We start from the raw sequence: 14,865 nt of genomic DNA on the forward strand, positions 1-14,865 counted from the left end.
GCCAGAGGTTTAATTCCTCGAAGCTTACCTTGGTTGAAATAAAAAAAAATCGGGTGCGTATCTCGTATCCCTGGATTGAAATTGTTTATTATAAAGAACTTTTTTAGTGTTAGATAAGGAAGCCTCGCAAGTTTAATATTGCGAGGCTTTTTTTAATAAGATTTGTTGGTAAAAATTAATCTTTATTTTCACTGCTCTTTAATGCGCTTCCAGCCAATTTTGTCCCTCGCCCATTTCTATGTCCAATGGTACGTCTAATTTATAAGCGTTTTCCATTTCATACTTAATCATTTTTTTTACCTCCTCAAGCTCTTCTTTGTGAGCATCAAAAACCAACTCATCATGTACCTGGAGTAGCATTTTAGTTTTAAATTTTCCTTCAGTAAGTTTTTGGTGAATATTAATCATTGCCAGTTTAATAATATCGGCTGCACTTCCCTGTATTGGGGCATTTACAGCATTACGCTCTGCTGCGCCGCGCACCACCGCATTTCTGGAGTTTATGTCTTTTAAATAACGCCTTCGGCCTAAAACTGTTTGTACATAACCGTGTTCCCGGGCGTAAGCCACCTGATCGCTTATAAATCCGGTGAGTTTCGGGTATGTTTTATAATAAGTATCTATCAGTTCTTTAGACTCGGCGCGGGATAAATTGGTTTGATTGCTTAATCCAAACGCAGAAACTCCATAAATAATCCCGAAGTTTACCGTCTTGGCATTGCTTCTTTGTTCCCGGGTTACTTTATCAATATCTACCTCAAAGACCCGGGCAGCGGTAGAAGCGTGAATATCTTTTCCATCTTTAAAAGCCTTAATCATATTTTCCTCTTTACTTAAAGCAGCGATAATGCGCAATTCTATCTGGGAATAATCGGCAGCGAGAATAATATGATTTTCATCACGGGGCACAAAAGCTTTTCTTACCTGCCGGCCACGCTCGGTTCTAATTGGGATGTTTTGCAGGTTGGGATTATTGGAACTCAACCTACCGGTAGCGGCAACGGTTTGCATATAATCGGTATGAATCCTGCCGGTAGCTCTTTGTACTTGTTTAGGCAGGGCATCTATATAAGTGTTTTGTAATTTCACCAGGGCGCGGAACATAAGTACATCTTCAACAATTTTATGTTCTTTTACCAGTGCCGAAAGTACATCCTCACTGGTGGAATATTGTCCCGTTTTAGTTTTCTTGGGCTTTTTAACCAGCGCCATTTTTTCAAATAAAATAAGCCCTAATTGTTTTGGCGAACTAATTTTAAATTCTTCTCCCGCTTCTTTATAGATGTTATCTTCCAGGACTTTTATATCGTTTTCTAATGCTTCGGAAAGTGATTTTAAGAAATCTTTGTCTAGTTTAATACCTTCCAGTTCCATTGCTGCCAGAACGCGAACCAGCGGAATTTCAATTTCATCAAACAACTTTCGGGTTTTAGCCTCTTTTAGCTCTTCCTGAAAGAATGTTTTAAGCTGAAGGGTAATATCGGCGTCTTCTACTCCATATTCGGTTTGTTGGTCTAAAGGCACCACGCGCATAGACTTTTGGTTTTTGCCTTTTTTTCCGATTAATGCTGAAATAGGTTGTGGAGTGTAATTCAAATAAGTTTCGGCCAGCACATCCATATTGTGGCGCATATCTGGGTTTATCAAATAATGCGCGATCATGGTATCAAATAGTTTTCCTTTAATCTGTACTTTATATTTGGCTAAAACCTTAATATCATATTTTAAGTTCTGTCCAATTTTTTCGATGTTTTCATCTTCAAAAAACGGTCTTAATTCTTCGATAAGTTCCTGGGCTTTCTGCTGATCTTCCGGAAACGGCAAATAGAAACCTTTCCCGGCTTCCCAGGAAAAAGCGATGCCTACAAGTTTAGCTTCCAGCGCGTTTAAACTGGTGGTTTCGGTATCCAGGCACACGCTGTCCTGCTTCATTAAATTCTGAAGAAATAGTTCTCGAGCCATTTTGGTGTTTAGGCTTTGATAAACGTGCGCGGTATCTTGCAAAGATTTTCTGCTGCCTTCAGTTTCTGTTATTTCACTGCCTTTATCTCCAGAGAATAAAGAAAATTGACCCGCACCAGCCGTTTCTGAAGCTTTTTTAGCGGTTGGCGAATTGGTAACCTGGGTTTGTTGTTCTTCCTCTCCGCTAAACAGTTTTATAAATTGATCTCTCAACCTTCTAAATTCCAGTTCTTCAAAGATTTCCTGTACTTTTTCAGAATCTGGCATGGAGAGTTCGTAATCTTCAGCATTAAAATTTACAGGGATATCGGTGATAATCGTGGCCAGTTCTTTAGAAAGTATGCCTTGCTTGGCATTGGCAATCACTTTTTCTTTCATTTTCCCCTTAAGCTGGTCGGTGTTAGCGAGCAATTCCTCCATGCTTCCAAATTGTTTGAGGAATTTTTTAGCTGTTTTATCGCCAACCCCGGGAAGCCCCGGAATGTTATCTACTGCATCACCCATCATTCCCAAATAATCTATCACCTGTTCGGGGCGTTCTACTTCAAATCTTTTTTGAACTTCTGGAATACCCCAAATCTCTATCCCGTTACCCATTCTTGCCGGCCGGTACATAAAGATATTATCGGTGACCAATTGGGCAAAGTCCTTGTCTGGTGTAACCATAAAAACCTGGTAATCCTCTTTTTCTGCCTGTTGAGCGAGGGTGCCAATGATATCATCGGCCTCACAACCTGCCATCTCTATCACCGGGATGTGCATAGCCTTGAGAATATCCTGAATAATAGGAATTCCCTCTCGAATAGGCTCTGGTGTGGCATCTCGATTGGCCTTGTATTCGGTAAACATTTCTGTTCTTACTTTGCTGCCCTCCTTGTCGAAACACACTGCGAGATGATCTGGTTTTTCCCTTCTAATAACATCAAACAGGGAGTTCATAAACCCCATAATAGCCGAAGTGTCAAATCCCTTGGAATTTATTCGCGGATTTTTAATAAAAGCATAATATCCTCTAAAAATTAAGGCATAGGCATCAACAAGGAACAGGCGTTTTTTAGCAGACATAGTGTTTGAGAATTTATTTTTTCTGAATGTTCCAAAGCTACAAAGATATTAGCATATCATCTTTAAGACCGGTTAAAAAGTTAGTGGAGAATGATGGGAGCGGACAGAATAAATTCGTTTAAAGGCACTAAGTTAATTGGCAGGGCTTCGACGGGCTGTAATTGATGAAACTTGGAATATTTTATTCTTTAGTTTCTTGAAAATCAGAAAAATATCACAATTTTTGAAACTATAAATTGAATTTGAGGAATAAAAAACGCAACCACCCCTTCTTCAGCTAAGCTGAAATCATCCCCTCCTTGCCAAGTAGGGGAGCAGGCTTATCGGGTTACTTAGTCGAATTGAAAGCGCTCCTTCCCTTTGAAGGGAAGGTGACTTCTTTTGCGATAGCGGAAAGAGTCGGAAGGGTTGATATGTGATGTAATTTAGGTGAATTTAATCAGTTAAAAAAAAATCAGTTTTATCCCTAACAATTATTTAAAAAGCCATTTTATTCTTCCGAAGAAAAATATTGCATAAGTATTTTAAACACTGACCTGTCTTCTCTTGTTGCTATAGGCATAATAAAAAATATAGGCGTAACAAGCCATTACCAGGATTAGTGCGATATTAAAGTTATAGGAATCTGTAAGGAAACCATAAGCCGGCGGGATAATAGCGCCACCAACAATCATAGTACATAAAATCCCGGAGCCCTGGGCTTTATCGTCTCCCAGCCCATCTAATGCAAGACTAAAGATAGTTGGAAACATAATAGAATTAAACAAGCCCACCGCAATAATAGTCCACATTGCTGCCAGCCCCACCGAGAAGGTGGAAATTAAGATCATTCCTATGGCGCCAACCGCAAAAATACTAAGCACTTTGGCTGGATTAAATATGGTAGTTAAATAAGACCCTATAAAACGGCCAACCATGGCGCCCAGCCAGTAAAAGGTGACAAATACTCCAACTACCGCCATGTCACTGGAGGCAGAAACCCCGGTTGAAAGAACCCACTCTGCTATGGTGCGCATAAAAGAGGTTTCTCTCACCACATTGGCAAGATCTAAGTTTAAAAAATAATTCACCATATAGCTACCCAGGGAAACTTCGGCTCCCACATAACAGAAAAGTCCGATGGCTCCTAAAACGAGATTTCTATTCTTCAACACCCGGCCATAATCGTTGGAAGCTTTCTTATCACTAACGGTAGGGAGTTTTACAAAGAAAAAAACTAACGCGATTAAGGCAATAAAGACAGCTATGCCTAGAAAAGGTAATTGCACTGCAGAGGCTTCAGCAGCATAATAGCTTTTTTGCGCCGTTGCATCCAGCGCCTCAATTTCAGCAGTGGTCTTTACCTTATCCTGAAGTATAAAAAAAGCGCCAAGAATAGGAGCAATAGAAGTTCCCAACGAGTTAAAAGCCTGTGAAAGGTTTAACCTACTGGAAGCGGTTTTTTCTGGCCCCAATATGGTAACATAGGGATTGGCGGCAACCTGTAATACGGTGATTCCCGCAGCCAGGGTAAAATACCCTAACATGAAAATCCCAAATACCCTATAAGATGCGGCCGGATAGAATAAAAGACAACCCAGCGCCATGGCGCTCAAACCTAAAATGATTCCTTTTTTATAACCGATCTTGGATAAAATATAACCTGCCGGAATGGAAAGTAAAAAAAAAGCTCCAAAGAAAGCAAATTGTACCATTCCTGCCTGGAAGTAGGAAAGTGTAAATACCTCGCGCAATCTTGGAATTAAAGAATCTACTAAGACGGTAATAAATCCCCATAAAAAGAAAAGTATGGTTACGAAAATAAAAGCGGTGCGGTATGATTTCTTCTGTTCCATTTATAAATGAGATTTACTTGGGATATTGGTATTCTGTTTATCCTGATATTTTACGTAGGTAAAACCCTGATGAATGCAGTAGGAACCTACATTTCCATTTTTGTCCAAAGCTAAGAAAGCTACCTGGAAATCTTTGTAATTCTTATGCTGTTTAACAATTCGCTGTACCGCAATTTCACAGGCTTCCTGCGGTGTTTTGCCCTGTCGCATGAGCTCTACGATTAAAAAACTGCCTACACTTTTTACAATAGCCTCGCCCATTCCGGTTGCTACGGCACCACCAATTTCATTGTCTAAATATAAACCAGCGCCAATAATTGGGGAATCCCCCACACGACCATTCATTTTATAGGCCAGGCCAGAGGTGGTACATGCCCCGGCGATATCCCCGGTTTCATCAATACACAGCATACCAATAGTGTCGTGATTTTCAATATTAATAATTGGTTTGTATTCTTTTTTCTTCAACCACTCTTTCCAGGCTTCTTCAGATTCTTTAGTGAGTAAATTTTGGCGTTTAAAGCCCTGCTGAATAGCAAACTGTAAAGCACCTTCCCCGGCCAGCATTACATGCGGAGTTTCCTCCATAACTTTTCGCGCTACAGAAACAGGGTGTTCAATTTCTTTTAAATAAACCACACTACCGCAGTCACCATTGGGTGCCATAATAGAAGCATCTAAAGTTACATTTCCGTCACGGTCTGGTGCTCCGCCGTTTCCCACGGTGGTATTAGACAGGTTTGCTTCTTCAACCTTTACGCCCTGTTCAGCAGCATCTAAGGCAGGAATTCCATTATAAAGTAATTCTCCTGCGGTTTTACTGGCTTCGTGAAAATTCCAGGTGGCCACACATATGGGATTGGGTTTCTGGTAATCTTTTAAATTTGCAGCGCTCACTTTACAGGCTGCGGGAAAAAAACTCACGCCGGCACCGGTAATCGTAGCGGCTTTTATAAAATTTCTACGTTTCATGTGGATGATTTTTAAGGTTAAAAAATCCCTGAAAAGTAGTTTATATCGCAGTGATATTCAAATTTAATAGCTAAACGACCATTTTCGTACTATTTACGGAAGTGATTTAGATTAACTTCACTAGTTTGTAGTAAGCAGTCTTAGTTTCTGGTGGCTATCAATAATCTGTTGTTAAGAATTAGATAGGTGGTTCTATAAGCGTTAAATTATGCCTAAACAAAATCGCTAACCTAATGATTAAAAGTAACTTTGCAGAAAAAATATGCGCTGGATTCTATTCATCGTCCTTTTCTTGCTGTTAGAAATTTACGCTTATCAGGCTTTAAAAACTATTACCCGCAGCTATTGGTGGTTGGGAATTTATTTTTTAATCACTGCTGTAGTGTTGGGAAACTTCCTTTATCAATGGTTGAAACCGGTAGAGGGAGCTGTATTAACTGGGGCGAGAAGTTATGCCTTTGGTTTCTTACTGGCTATAATACTTTTCAAGGTTTTTCTCTTACTAATTATGTTCGGGGAAGATTTAGTGCGTTTAAGTATAGCGTCTTACCGAAAAGTCTTTACCACTCAAAATACCTTTGCGTTACCATCGCGTCGTAAATTTGTAAGTCAGTTGGCGCTGGGTTTGGCGGCCATACCTTTTGCTTCGGTTTTATATGGCATGTACCAGGGGCGCTATAATTTTAGGGTATTACGCTATACTCTTTATTTTGAAGACCTGCCCGCTGCATTTGATGGTTATCGTGTAAGTCAAATAAGTGATGTTCACAGCGGAAGTTTCGATAACAAAAAGAAAATTCAATATGGTGTGGATTTACTGAACGAGCAGGAAAGTGATATGATCGTTTTTACGGGGGATTTGGTGAATAACGAAGCAAAGGAGATGAACAACTGGACAGAGATGTTTAGCGGATTAAAAGCCAAAGACGGGGTTTATTCTATCCTCGGAAACCACGATTATGGTGATTATAAAAAATGGAGTTCTGCGGAAGCAAAAAAAGAAAACCTGAACACCCTGAAGCAAACGCACGCAAATATGGGCTGGGACTTACTGCTCAACGAACATCGGATTATTGAGAAAAACGGAGAAAAAATTGCTTTGGTTGGCGTAGAAAACTGGGGTACTGGCGGATTTAAAAAAGCCGGTGACCTGGATAAAGCCGGAAAAGGTTTAAGCGAAAAAGATTTTAAAATCCTGCTTAGCCACGATCCTTCCTATTGGCAAGAAAAAATTAAAACAGATAAAAACAATTACCACCTAACCTTAAGTGGTCATACTCACGGAATGCAATTTGGAATTGAAATTCCCGGTTGGTTAAAATGGAGCCCGGCGAAATACCGTTATCAAAACTGGGCTGGAATATATGAGGAATTTGGACGTTATATAAATGTAAACCGCGGATTTGGCTATTTGGCTTTTCCCGGTAGAGTGGGGATTTGGCCAGAAATTAGTGTAATAGAACTCAAAAAAGGCTCCAGACCCTCATAAATTTTTGAATTTCTTATATTTGATTAAGAATTGCTCCTAATAAGTTTTAAAAAAACGCTCATCTAAAGAAAAGCTATATGTCAAAATTTGGGGAATTAATAGATTTAAAAATTCCGGTTTTATTGAATTTTCACAGTGAAGGAAATGAAAAATCTAAAGTGATGGACCCGGTGTTGCGGGACGTGGTCACAAAACTTGGTAGCAAGGTTAAAGTGATTAAAATAGATATCGATAAAAACTCACAATTGGCGGAAGCCCTGCACGTAAAGACTGTGCCAACGCTTATTATTTATAAAGCCGGCGAAATGAAATGGCGGCAAAGCGGGGAGCAAGTTTCGGCTACGCTGGTTGGTATTCTTAAGGAATATTTATAACTATAGTATAGAGTTAAATATCAACCCCTCCGACTTCTTCTGTTACCGGGGAGGAAGCGACCCTCTCTTTCAAGGGAAGGAACGGTATGAGTAGTGGCACATGGGCTTGTTTTCTTTCAAACCACTATGCCGTTTGATCGGACTACAAATCATGATATTTATAACCTTCCTTGCCATTACTTATATAAAATGTGTGTACCCTCGTACTTTATATCCGTTCATTCCATATTTCAGGATTTCTACTTGAATGAAAAATCGCAATTACTTGAATTACTGTATTAACAATTAGATAGTAAATCACAAACGGAAACTTTTTTACAACATATTTTCTTACATCTTTGTGAGCAATTGGAAAAGATTTTGGGTTTTGCTGGATATACTCAAAACCAAGTTTAATTTGTTTAAAGAAAGTGTCTGCAACTTTTGGACTGTCCTCAGAATAAAATTTATATGATTTATCAAAGTCAGCTTCTGCCTCATCCGATAATTCAATACTAAACGGCTTTGTCTTCATATTTCTCTTTAATCAAGTCCCAACTCTTAAAAGTCGTTTCGCCGTTTTCTATTCTTTGTAGTCTTTTATCAAGCAAATCCTTATGCTCGGTTGGAAGCTCCTGTGATTCTTCTTTTACACTAACAATCTTAACATAATCAATTTTTTTGATTAGATTAAGAAATGTAGCTATTTTACTCTGCTCCTTTATGTTAACTGTAATTTCCATGTTAAATCATTTTAGACAAAGATACTAATTTATAATGCGATTGTCGATTTTTGAAGCATTGTAGTTCTTATGCCAATTTAACCATATAATGACGCTCCCAACCCTTGCAAGTAGGGGATGAATTAAGCTTTTAAGATTCGAGGACGTTAAGAAGGACTAGAAATTTGAAAAAACTAAAATTTTCAGCTTTGTATGATGGTTTTTATAGTGTCTCAAATTGAAAACCTTTTTTAGTATAAAATTCTAAAACCTCGGGGAGTACTGCTTTAAGGTTTTTCGAGGCTTTTTGGCTATCGTGAAAAACAATAGTGCTTCCTTCTTTAGTATGTTTTATCACATTGTTGAAACATTTTTCCGCAGTAATAGTTTTATCGAAATCGCCGCTTAAAACATCCCACATCACTATAGTGTAATTCAGGTTTACAAGTTTTGCAGCCTGGGAGTTTTTGATTTTTCCGTAAGGCGGACGGAAGAGTTTCGAGTTTTGGGTTGCGGGTTGCGAGTTGCAAGTTGCGAGTTGCGGGTTTGGTTTCTTACTTCTTGAATCCTGGCTCTTCTCTCTTTTTTCTTTTTTCTGAGCTCTATTTTCAATAATTGCTTCTTCAGCTTTTAGCACGTTTTCAACATAGAAATCAGTATTGGTTTTCCAGCCGTTTAAATGATTAAAGGAGTGGTTGCCAATGCGATGTCCCTGTTCAATGACCTGATTAAAAATATCTTTGTGTTTTCTAATATTATCACCTATACAAAAAAACGTGGCTTTAGCCTTATATTCCTTCAGTTGCCTCAAAACCCAGGGAGTGATTTCGGGGATTGGACCATCATCGAATGTGAGGTAGAGTGTTTTTGGGGTATTTAGCCGTGTAATTCTTTCAGGATATAATTTCTTTAGGATAGAAGGATATTTTACAAGAAATGGATTCACGGGAAAAAATAATGTTATTGTCTGGTATTTGGCAAATAGTAGGTTTTAATTTTTGGAGATTTTCTATGTTTTGATGGATAGATAAAAATAAACCTACAAGGTTTTGAAAACCTCGCAGGTTTACTTGCTAACCGCAGCGTTTTTATTCCGAAGAATCTATTCTTAAGGAATTGCCTCCTTGGTTTATTTCCTGGTTTAACCCTTCCGGAATTGCTTCCTGCCTGGGATCTTCCGGAGTGATATCTTCTTCTTCCCCATAAAAATGACGGAAAAGCTCAAGATGCTCGTTAAACTCATCGGCTTTTTCAGAAATGATTTCTTCATCCTGATGAATCACCAAAAGGTCAACCAGGGCACGGTAACGTTCAATGTTTGATATAATTTCATTGGCATTTTTATATTGCCTATCTACATCCCAACTGCTGTAATACTGCAGGTTTTGTTTGTAATGTGTAGCAATCTTTTCCCAGATTTCCCGGGCTTTTTCCGGTTCTCCAACTTCATAATATCCGCTCACATAGGGTTCAAGCAAAGCATAATATTGAAAATGCTCTACCGGCATATTTTCCATAGCTACATCCAATACTTTTTTCGCCCTGGCTGTATCCTGCTCGTTAAGCAAGCTCTCTACCAATCTTGCCAGGTTGCTGCGATAAGTAATGGAGTTTCTACGCGTTTCGGTATCGTGATAAATTTCTGAAGAGCCCATATTTCCCCAGTCCCAATTCATCACAATATCATACATCTTATCGGTGTTAATTCGGCCCATATCATAAGGGCTTTTGGGATCTATTGGCGTTTTGATAGGCACCAGTTTATAGGCAACTCCTTCCAGTTGCAAATACTCTTTCATCCAGAGGAAATCTTCATCTTTAAAGCTTCCACCAGAGAAATATATGGGGCGTTCCCAATTGTTATTGGCGATAATATCCAACATCATTAGGGTATTTTTATAAATCACATCAGAATCTATTTTAATTACAATATCTTCTACGATTTGATCTGCAAAACGCTGTTCTACAATCCCGTGATCCAGTACTGTTTCTTTATCAACCGGAATTCGCACATTTTTTGAAGGAAAAGTATTTACCATTTGTCCGCTCTGTAACTCGGCTTTAGTGCGCTGGTCGTCATTTTGAATAAAATTGAGCCAGGTTTTTATGGGGAGGGTATCCTGGGTGACCACTCTTCCAAAGACGGCATCATTTACCCCGTTATAATCTTTATTTTCAAATTGTGAAGGGATAGGATCACTTTCAAAAGCCTTGCGTTTCATTTGGTCTATATACCAATCTGTCGCAAATAAACTCGTGTTTATTACCCGCACATCGGTACGGTAATGTTCAATTTGTTGCACATACCACAAAGCGAAGGTATCGTTGTCCCCAATGGTAAAGATAATTCCGTTTTCATCTACAGAATCCAGGTACATCTTGGCCATGGTAAGGGTAGTATCCCTGCCGCTACGGTCGTGATCGTCCCAATTTTCTGAAGCTAATAACACCGGGACAGCAAGTAGGGAAGCAGCAATCACAATGGGACCGGCAATTTTTGGAGTCAGGAATTTTTTAACCCAATCGAAAAGGGCATAAACTCCAAAACCAATCCAGATTGCAAAAACATAAAAAGAGCCTACCAGGGCATAATCCCGCTCCCGTGGTTCAAAAGGTCTTTCGTTGAGGTAGATTTTTAGGGCAATCCCGGTAAATAAGAAGAAGACCAGCAGTACCCAAAAATTATTTTTATCGCGTTTAAACTGAAAAACGAGCCCGATTAATCCTAAAATTAGGGGTAGGAAATAATAGGTATTTCTCGCTTTGTTGTTTTTTACATCATCGGGGAGGTTGTCCTGTGGCGCGAGACGCATTTCGTCTATAAATTTTATTCCGCTAAGCCAGTTTCCATCTATATCGGTATATTTCCCCTGAATATCGTTTTGGCGACCAACAAAATTCCACATAAAATAACGCCAATACATGTAACCAATTTGATATTCGAGTAAATAAGCGATATTAGAACCAAATGATGGTTTTTCTATATTAAGGTAATTTCCAAATTGTCTTAAGAAACTATGATAATCGGTATTGTCCAGTTCCCCGGCAGCGTAGCGGTTTTTAAACTCGTTAACAGCACTTACTAGACGTTCTTCTCCCTGGTATTCTGGTTTAATGGTAAATTCTAAGGGACCGGTAAAGTCCATATAATTTGCTGCGTGTTGCGAACTCCATAAACGGGGCAAAAATGCTTTGTGGGAATCGTCCAGGTTCTGTTTGGCATTTTTATAATCGTTTACAATAATATATTTCCCGGCTTCCTCATCTTTTTCATATTTAGGTTTAGCATCGGTGTATGGATTGTTGGGATCCAGGCCGGCGTACATTTCAGAAAACTGAGGACCGTAAAAAAGATGGGTTTCCCCATATTGTTCACGGTTGTAATAAGCCAGCAATTCGCGGGCGTTATCGGGGCTGTTTTCGTTTATCACCGTAGGCGCATTAGAACGTATAGGCAGCATCACCCAACTGGAAAAACCAATTAGAATAAATAAAATACAGAGGAAAAAAGTGTTAAGCTGAAAGTACTCTTTTTTTCGGCTGTAATTTAGGGCATAATAAAAAGCAGCAACGATGACTAATAGTGCTATTACAGTACCCGTATTAAACGGAAGCCCCAGGCTGTTGGTGAAAAATAGTTCTGAAGCCGCAAAGAAAGTCAGCGTATAAGGCAGTAAGAGTTTAAAAATAAACATAAGCACCGCAACCACTACGATATTGGCAACGATAAAATTCTTAACAGTAACTTTTTCGTAATTTTTAAAGAAATACAGGAATCCTATAGCCGGGATGGTGAGAAGTCCCATAAAATGTACGCCAAAGGAAAGTCCAATAACCAGTGAAATTAATATAAGCCAACGGTTACCACGCGGCTTAAACATATCTCGTTCCCATAGTAAACCTAAATAGAACATAAGTGCCATAAGACAGGCTGCCATGGCATAAACCTCCGCTTCTACGGCACTAAACCAAAAACTATCGGTAAAGGTAAAAGCTAAAGAACCCACTAGAGCACTTCCCAAAACAGCTATTTTATTTGCGGGTTTAAGTTTTTCAATGGGGCCGGCAATCTTCAATACCAGCAGGCTAATAGACCAAAACATAAACAAAATGGCGAAAGCACTGGCCAGGCCAGACATAAAATTCACCATAAGTGCAACCTGGGAATCACTGGGAGCAAACATAGAAAAGAAGGCACCCAACATTTGATAAAAAGGAGCTCCCGGGGGGTGACCCACTTCAAGGTTTGCCGAAGTGGCAATATACTCCCCTGCGTCCCAAAAACTTGCAGTAGGTTCTAAAGTGAGGGTGTAGGTAGTAAGTGCAATTAAAAATACCAGCCATCCTAATATTTTGTTCCACTTTTTAAAGTTAAAATCTGTCATTTTCTACTAAAATTGAATCCCTTATTGAAAGTTTAGTTTGCAGGTTTTGGCAAAATCACGATCAATCTGTCTAAAAATAATTACTCGATATTTAAGATTTATAACTACTACTTTAAGTTTGAAGCTTTAAATCTCAAGTGGCGAATTTAATAATAAATATAGGAATGTTTACAGAACGTGCTTTAAAAGGATTTATTTTGTAAGATGCTGAACCTCTGTCATTCGATACAATATGAGGTTGTTCCTATGTATAGGCAGTATAGGAAGGAGAAGTTTTATATTTTCTAAAAAGTACAAAGCTGAAGTTAGGAGAATAAAAAACATTTATTTTTTCAATAAAAAGTTTGCGCAATAGAAAGTTTGTTTTAAATTTGCATCCGCATTACAGCAATGGCCTATGGTGTAACTGGCAACACGTCTGGTTTTGGTCCAGAAGAGTCTAGGTTCGAGCCCTAGTAGGCCAACAAAAAGAAAACCGAATTGTAAGAACAGTTCGGTTTTTTTGTTTTAGATGAAATTTTAGCAAGTTTAAAGGTAGTCCTTGCTCTCTTACTCTAAAACCGCTTCCTCATTCTCAACGGTGAAATTCAAAGATTTATTGACCAATTGATTTAAGTTCATTCCTTTTTTAGCGGCGAGCATAAATAACTTTTGGTGTACTTTTTTATTTACCCGCACATTAAAACTACCCTTAAAAGCTTTGTTGGGCTCTTTTCCTAATTCCTTGCAGGTTTCCAGATAATCGTCTACAGATTCCTTAAAACTATTTTCCAATTCAGAAACAGATTCACCTTCAAAAAGGACTAAATCATTCATTCCCTGTATTTTTCCAAAGAAAACTTTATCATCGGCACTAAACTCAACTGTACCTATATATCCCTTATATTCTAAATAATTCTTCATTACAGACCTAATTTTTCGATTACCTGTTCAATTATATATTTTTTCACGACATTTTGAGGATGGGGTTATGGGCTATTATAATATCATTGTCTTTTTTATTTATAAACTTTCTCCTGGATCCTCCTGTTTTACCTTTTCTCTTAATCTCAACATACCCGTAATGTTTCAATACTTTCGAAAACTCCTCCCAGGTTAAGTCCGTGGGGATCTTTTGGAATTTTTGAACAAGTTTTTCAATTTTAGACATGTACAAATATATGACTTTTATATAAGCAACTAAATTTTAGTTGCAAAAAAATATTATCTGCTTTTGCTTTTGGAAAAGATTCAGGATTTTAGCTTAGAAAATCGGTTGCTTTCAATTAGATTCTATCACCTATCCAACCCTTCCGACTTCATCCGCTATCGCAGAAGTAGCCACCTTCCCTTCAAAGGGAAGGAGCTCCTTTAATTAGCTTAACTAAGGATGAATCGCATCGAGATTCAAACAAATATGAATCTGCAACGAGTGCGCTCTTGATTTAGTTAAATAAGGGAGGTGCTTTCAACTGGCTTTTTTTGTAGGTAGTTTAAAAGACAAGCTAATCCAATAATCTCAAAAAACACAAACGCAAGAAAGAAATAGTTGTATTCCAGGTAATAACCAATATAGTAGCTTAATTTAGATAACACCAGACTTATTACCCCTACTACGAAAAAAAATGAAGCTTTGCTGGCATATCTCATTTGGTAGGAAATTGAAGCCACCACACTTAAAATCACGCTTAAACCGTAGGCGTAAAATATAAACTCAAAAGTATCAAGGCCCGGAGTATTGGGTGTAATATCTATGAGTACATGTAGCAGGTAAAAGTTAACGGAACAGGCAATAACAAGCACAAGTATTCCAGAAAAATCCAGTTTTAGGTTTTGCATGCGTTTAAAAACCATAGCAGCTAAAACTAAAAATGAAATTGCCCTAAAACCAAATGCTATATTCCTAAGGTCTGGATTTTCATAAAAAATAAGCAGAAAATCCCCTATTAGGTAGCTAATAAAAAAAACCAACATTTTTCTAGACCCGACCGGCTGCGATAAAAAATAAATGAAAAACAAGAAAATACTAATAAACCCCGACCATCTGTTAAGCTTCTCACCGAAAAAATAAAGTAAAATTAAATTAAATATAAAAAGAAAAAT

The 14,865-nt window shown here is 38.3% G+C and carries 11 protein-coding genes and 1 tRNA gene; 3 read left to right on the forward strand and 9 right to left on the reverse strand.

The genetic code is table 11. The annotated features are described in order from the left end of the window. Nucleotides 1-198 precede the first annotated feature (198 nt). From polA to BUA71_RS04980, 3 genes are all read right to left on the reverse strand, one after another. Nucleotides 199-3,027 carry a DNA polymerase I gene (polA, locus tag BUA71_RS04970; protein ID WP_072877345.1) on the reverse strand — a complete coding sequence of 943 codons (2,829 nt, stop codon included), beginning with the start codon at nucleotides 3,025-3,027 and terminating at the stop codon, nucleotides 199-201. A gap of 524 nt (nucleotides 3,028-3,551) precedes the next feature. Continuing rightward, nucleotides 3,552-4,862 carry a sugar MFS transporter gene (locus BUA71_RS04975; RefSeq protein WP_072877347.1) on the reverse strand — a complete coding sequence of 437 codons (1,311 nt, stop codon included), beginning with the start codon at nucleotides 4,860-4,862 and terminating at the stop codon, nucleotides 3,552-3,554. Then, entirely contained in the window at nucleotides 4,863-5,834 is a 972-nt protein-coding gene (locus BUA71_RS04980) for a glycosylasparaginase (RefSeq protein ID WP_072877349.1), read from the reverse strand. 262 nt (nucleotides 5,835-6,096) lie between these two features. Here BUA71_RS04980 and BUA71_RS04985 point away from each other — a divergent pair, with 262 nt between their 5' ends. Beyond that, the gene (locus tag BUA71_RS04985; RefSeq protein WP_072877351.1) at nucleotides 6,097-7,323 is read left to right on the forward strand and encodes a metallophosphoesterase; all 1,227 of its coding nucleotides are present in this window, start codon (nucleotides 6,097-6,099) and stop codon (nucleotides 7,321-7,323) included. Between the two features lie 77 nt (nucleotides 7,324-7,400). Then, complete coding sequence (locus BUA71_RS04990; RefSeq protein ID WP_072877353.1) at nucleotides 7,401-7,697, forward strand: thioredoxin family protein; 297 nt, start codon at nucleotides 7,401-7,403, stop codon at nucleotides 7,695-7,697. Nucleotides 7,698-7,905: 208 nt separating this feature from the next. On the opposite strand, the gene BUA71_RS04995 is transcribed toward BUA71_RS04990, so the two are convergent. The 4 genes from BUA71_RS04995 to BUA71_RS05010 form a co-directional block, all read right to left on the reverse strand. Continuing rightward, a complete protein-coding gene (locus tag BUA71_RS04995) occupies nucleotides 7,906-8,211 on the reverse strand; it encodes a type II toxin-antitoxin system RelE/ParE family toxin (RefSeq protein WP_072877355.1) in 306 nt (101 codons plus the stop codon). Continuing rightward, nucleotides 8,192-8,419, reverse strand: a complete 228-nt coding sequence (locus BUA71_RS05000) for an addiction module protein (RefSeq protein ID WP_072877357.1) — start codon at nucleotides 8,417-8,419, stop codon at nucleotides 8,192-8,194. Before BUA71_RS05000 ends, BUA71_RS04995 begins: the two co-directional genes overlap by 20 nt. A gap of 202 nt (nucleotides 8,420-8,621) precedes the next feature. Then, complete coding sequence (locus BUA71_RS05005; RefSeq protein ID WP_072877359.1) at nucleotides 8,622-9,344, reverse strand: polysaccharide deacetylase family protein; 723 nt, start codon at nucleotides 9,342-9,344, stop codon at nucleotides 8,622-8,624. A 142-nt stretch (nucleotides 9,345-9,486) separates the two neighbouring features. Then, a complete protein-coding gene (locus tag BUA71_RS05010; protein ID WP_072877361.1) occupies nucleotides 9,487-12,783 on the reverse strand; it encodes a glycosyltransferase family 117 protein in 3,297 nt (1,098 codons plus the stop codon). A 391-nt stretch (nucleotides 12,784-13,174) separates the two neighbouring features. On the opposite strand from BUA71_RS05010, the gene BUA71_RS05015 reads away from it, so the two are divergent. Further along, nucleotides 13,175-13,247, forward strand: a tRNA-Gln gene (locus BUA71_RS05015). Between the two features lie 85 nt (nucleotides 13,248-13,332). Here the strand turns inward: BUA71_RS05015 and BUA71_RS05020 are convergent. Together BUA71_RS05020 and BUA71_RS05030 are read right to left on the reverse strand one after the other, a co-directional pair. Beyond that, nucleotides 13,333-13,686: a type II toxin-antitoxin system HicB family antitoxin gene (locus BUA71_RS05020; RefSeq protein ID WP_072877362.1), complete on the reverse strand. Its 354-nt coding sequence runs from the start codon at nucleotides 13,684-13,686 to the stop codon at nucleotides 13,333-13,335. 525 nt (nucleotides 13,687-14,211) lie between these two features. Further along, the gene (locus BUA71_RS05030) at nucleotides 14,212-14,736 is read right to left on the reverse strand and encodes a hypothetical protein (protein ID WP_139277061.1); all 525 of its coding nucleotides are present in this window, start codon (nucleotides 14,734-14,736) and stop codon (nucleotides 14,212-14,214) included. Nucleotides 14,737-14,865: the final 129 nt, after the last annotated feature.

It is taken from the genome of Salegentibacter echinorum (assembly GCF_900129445.1).
GTDB lineage: Bacteria > Bacteroidota > Bacteroidia > Flavobacteriales > Flavobacteriaceae > Salegentibacter > Salegentibacter echinorum.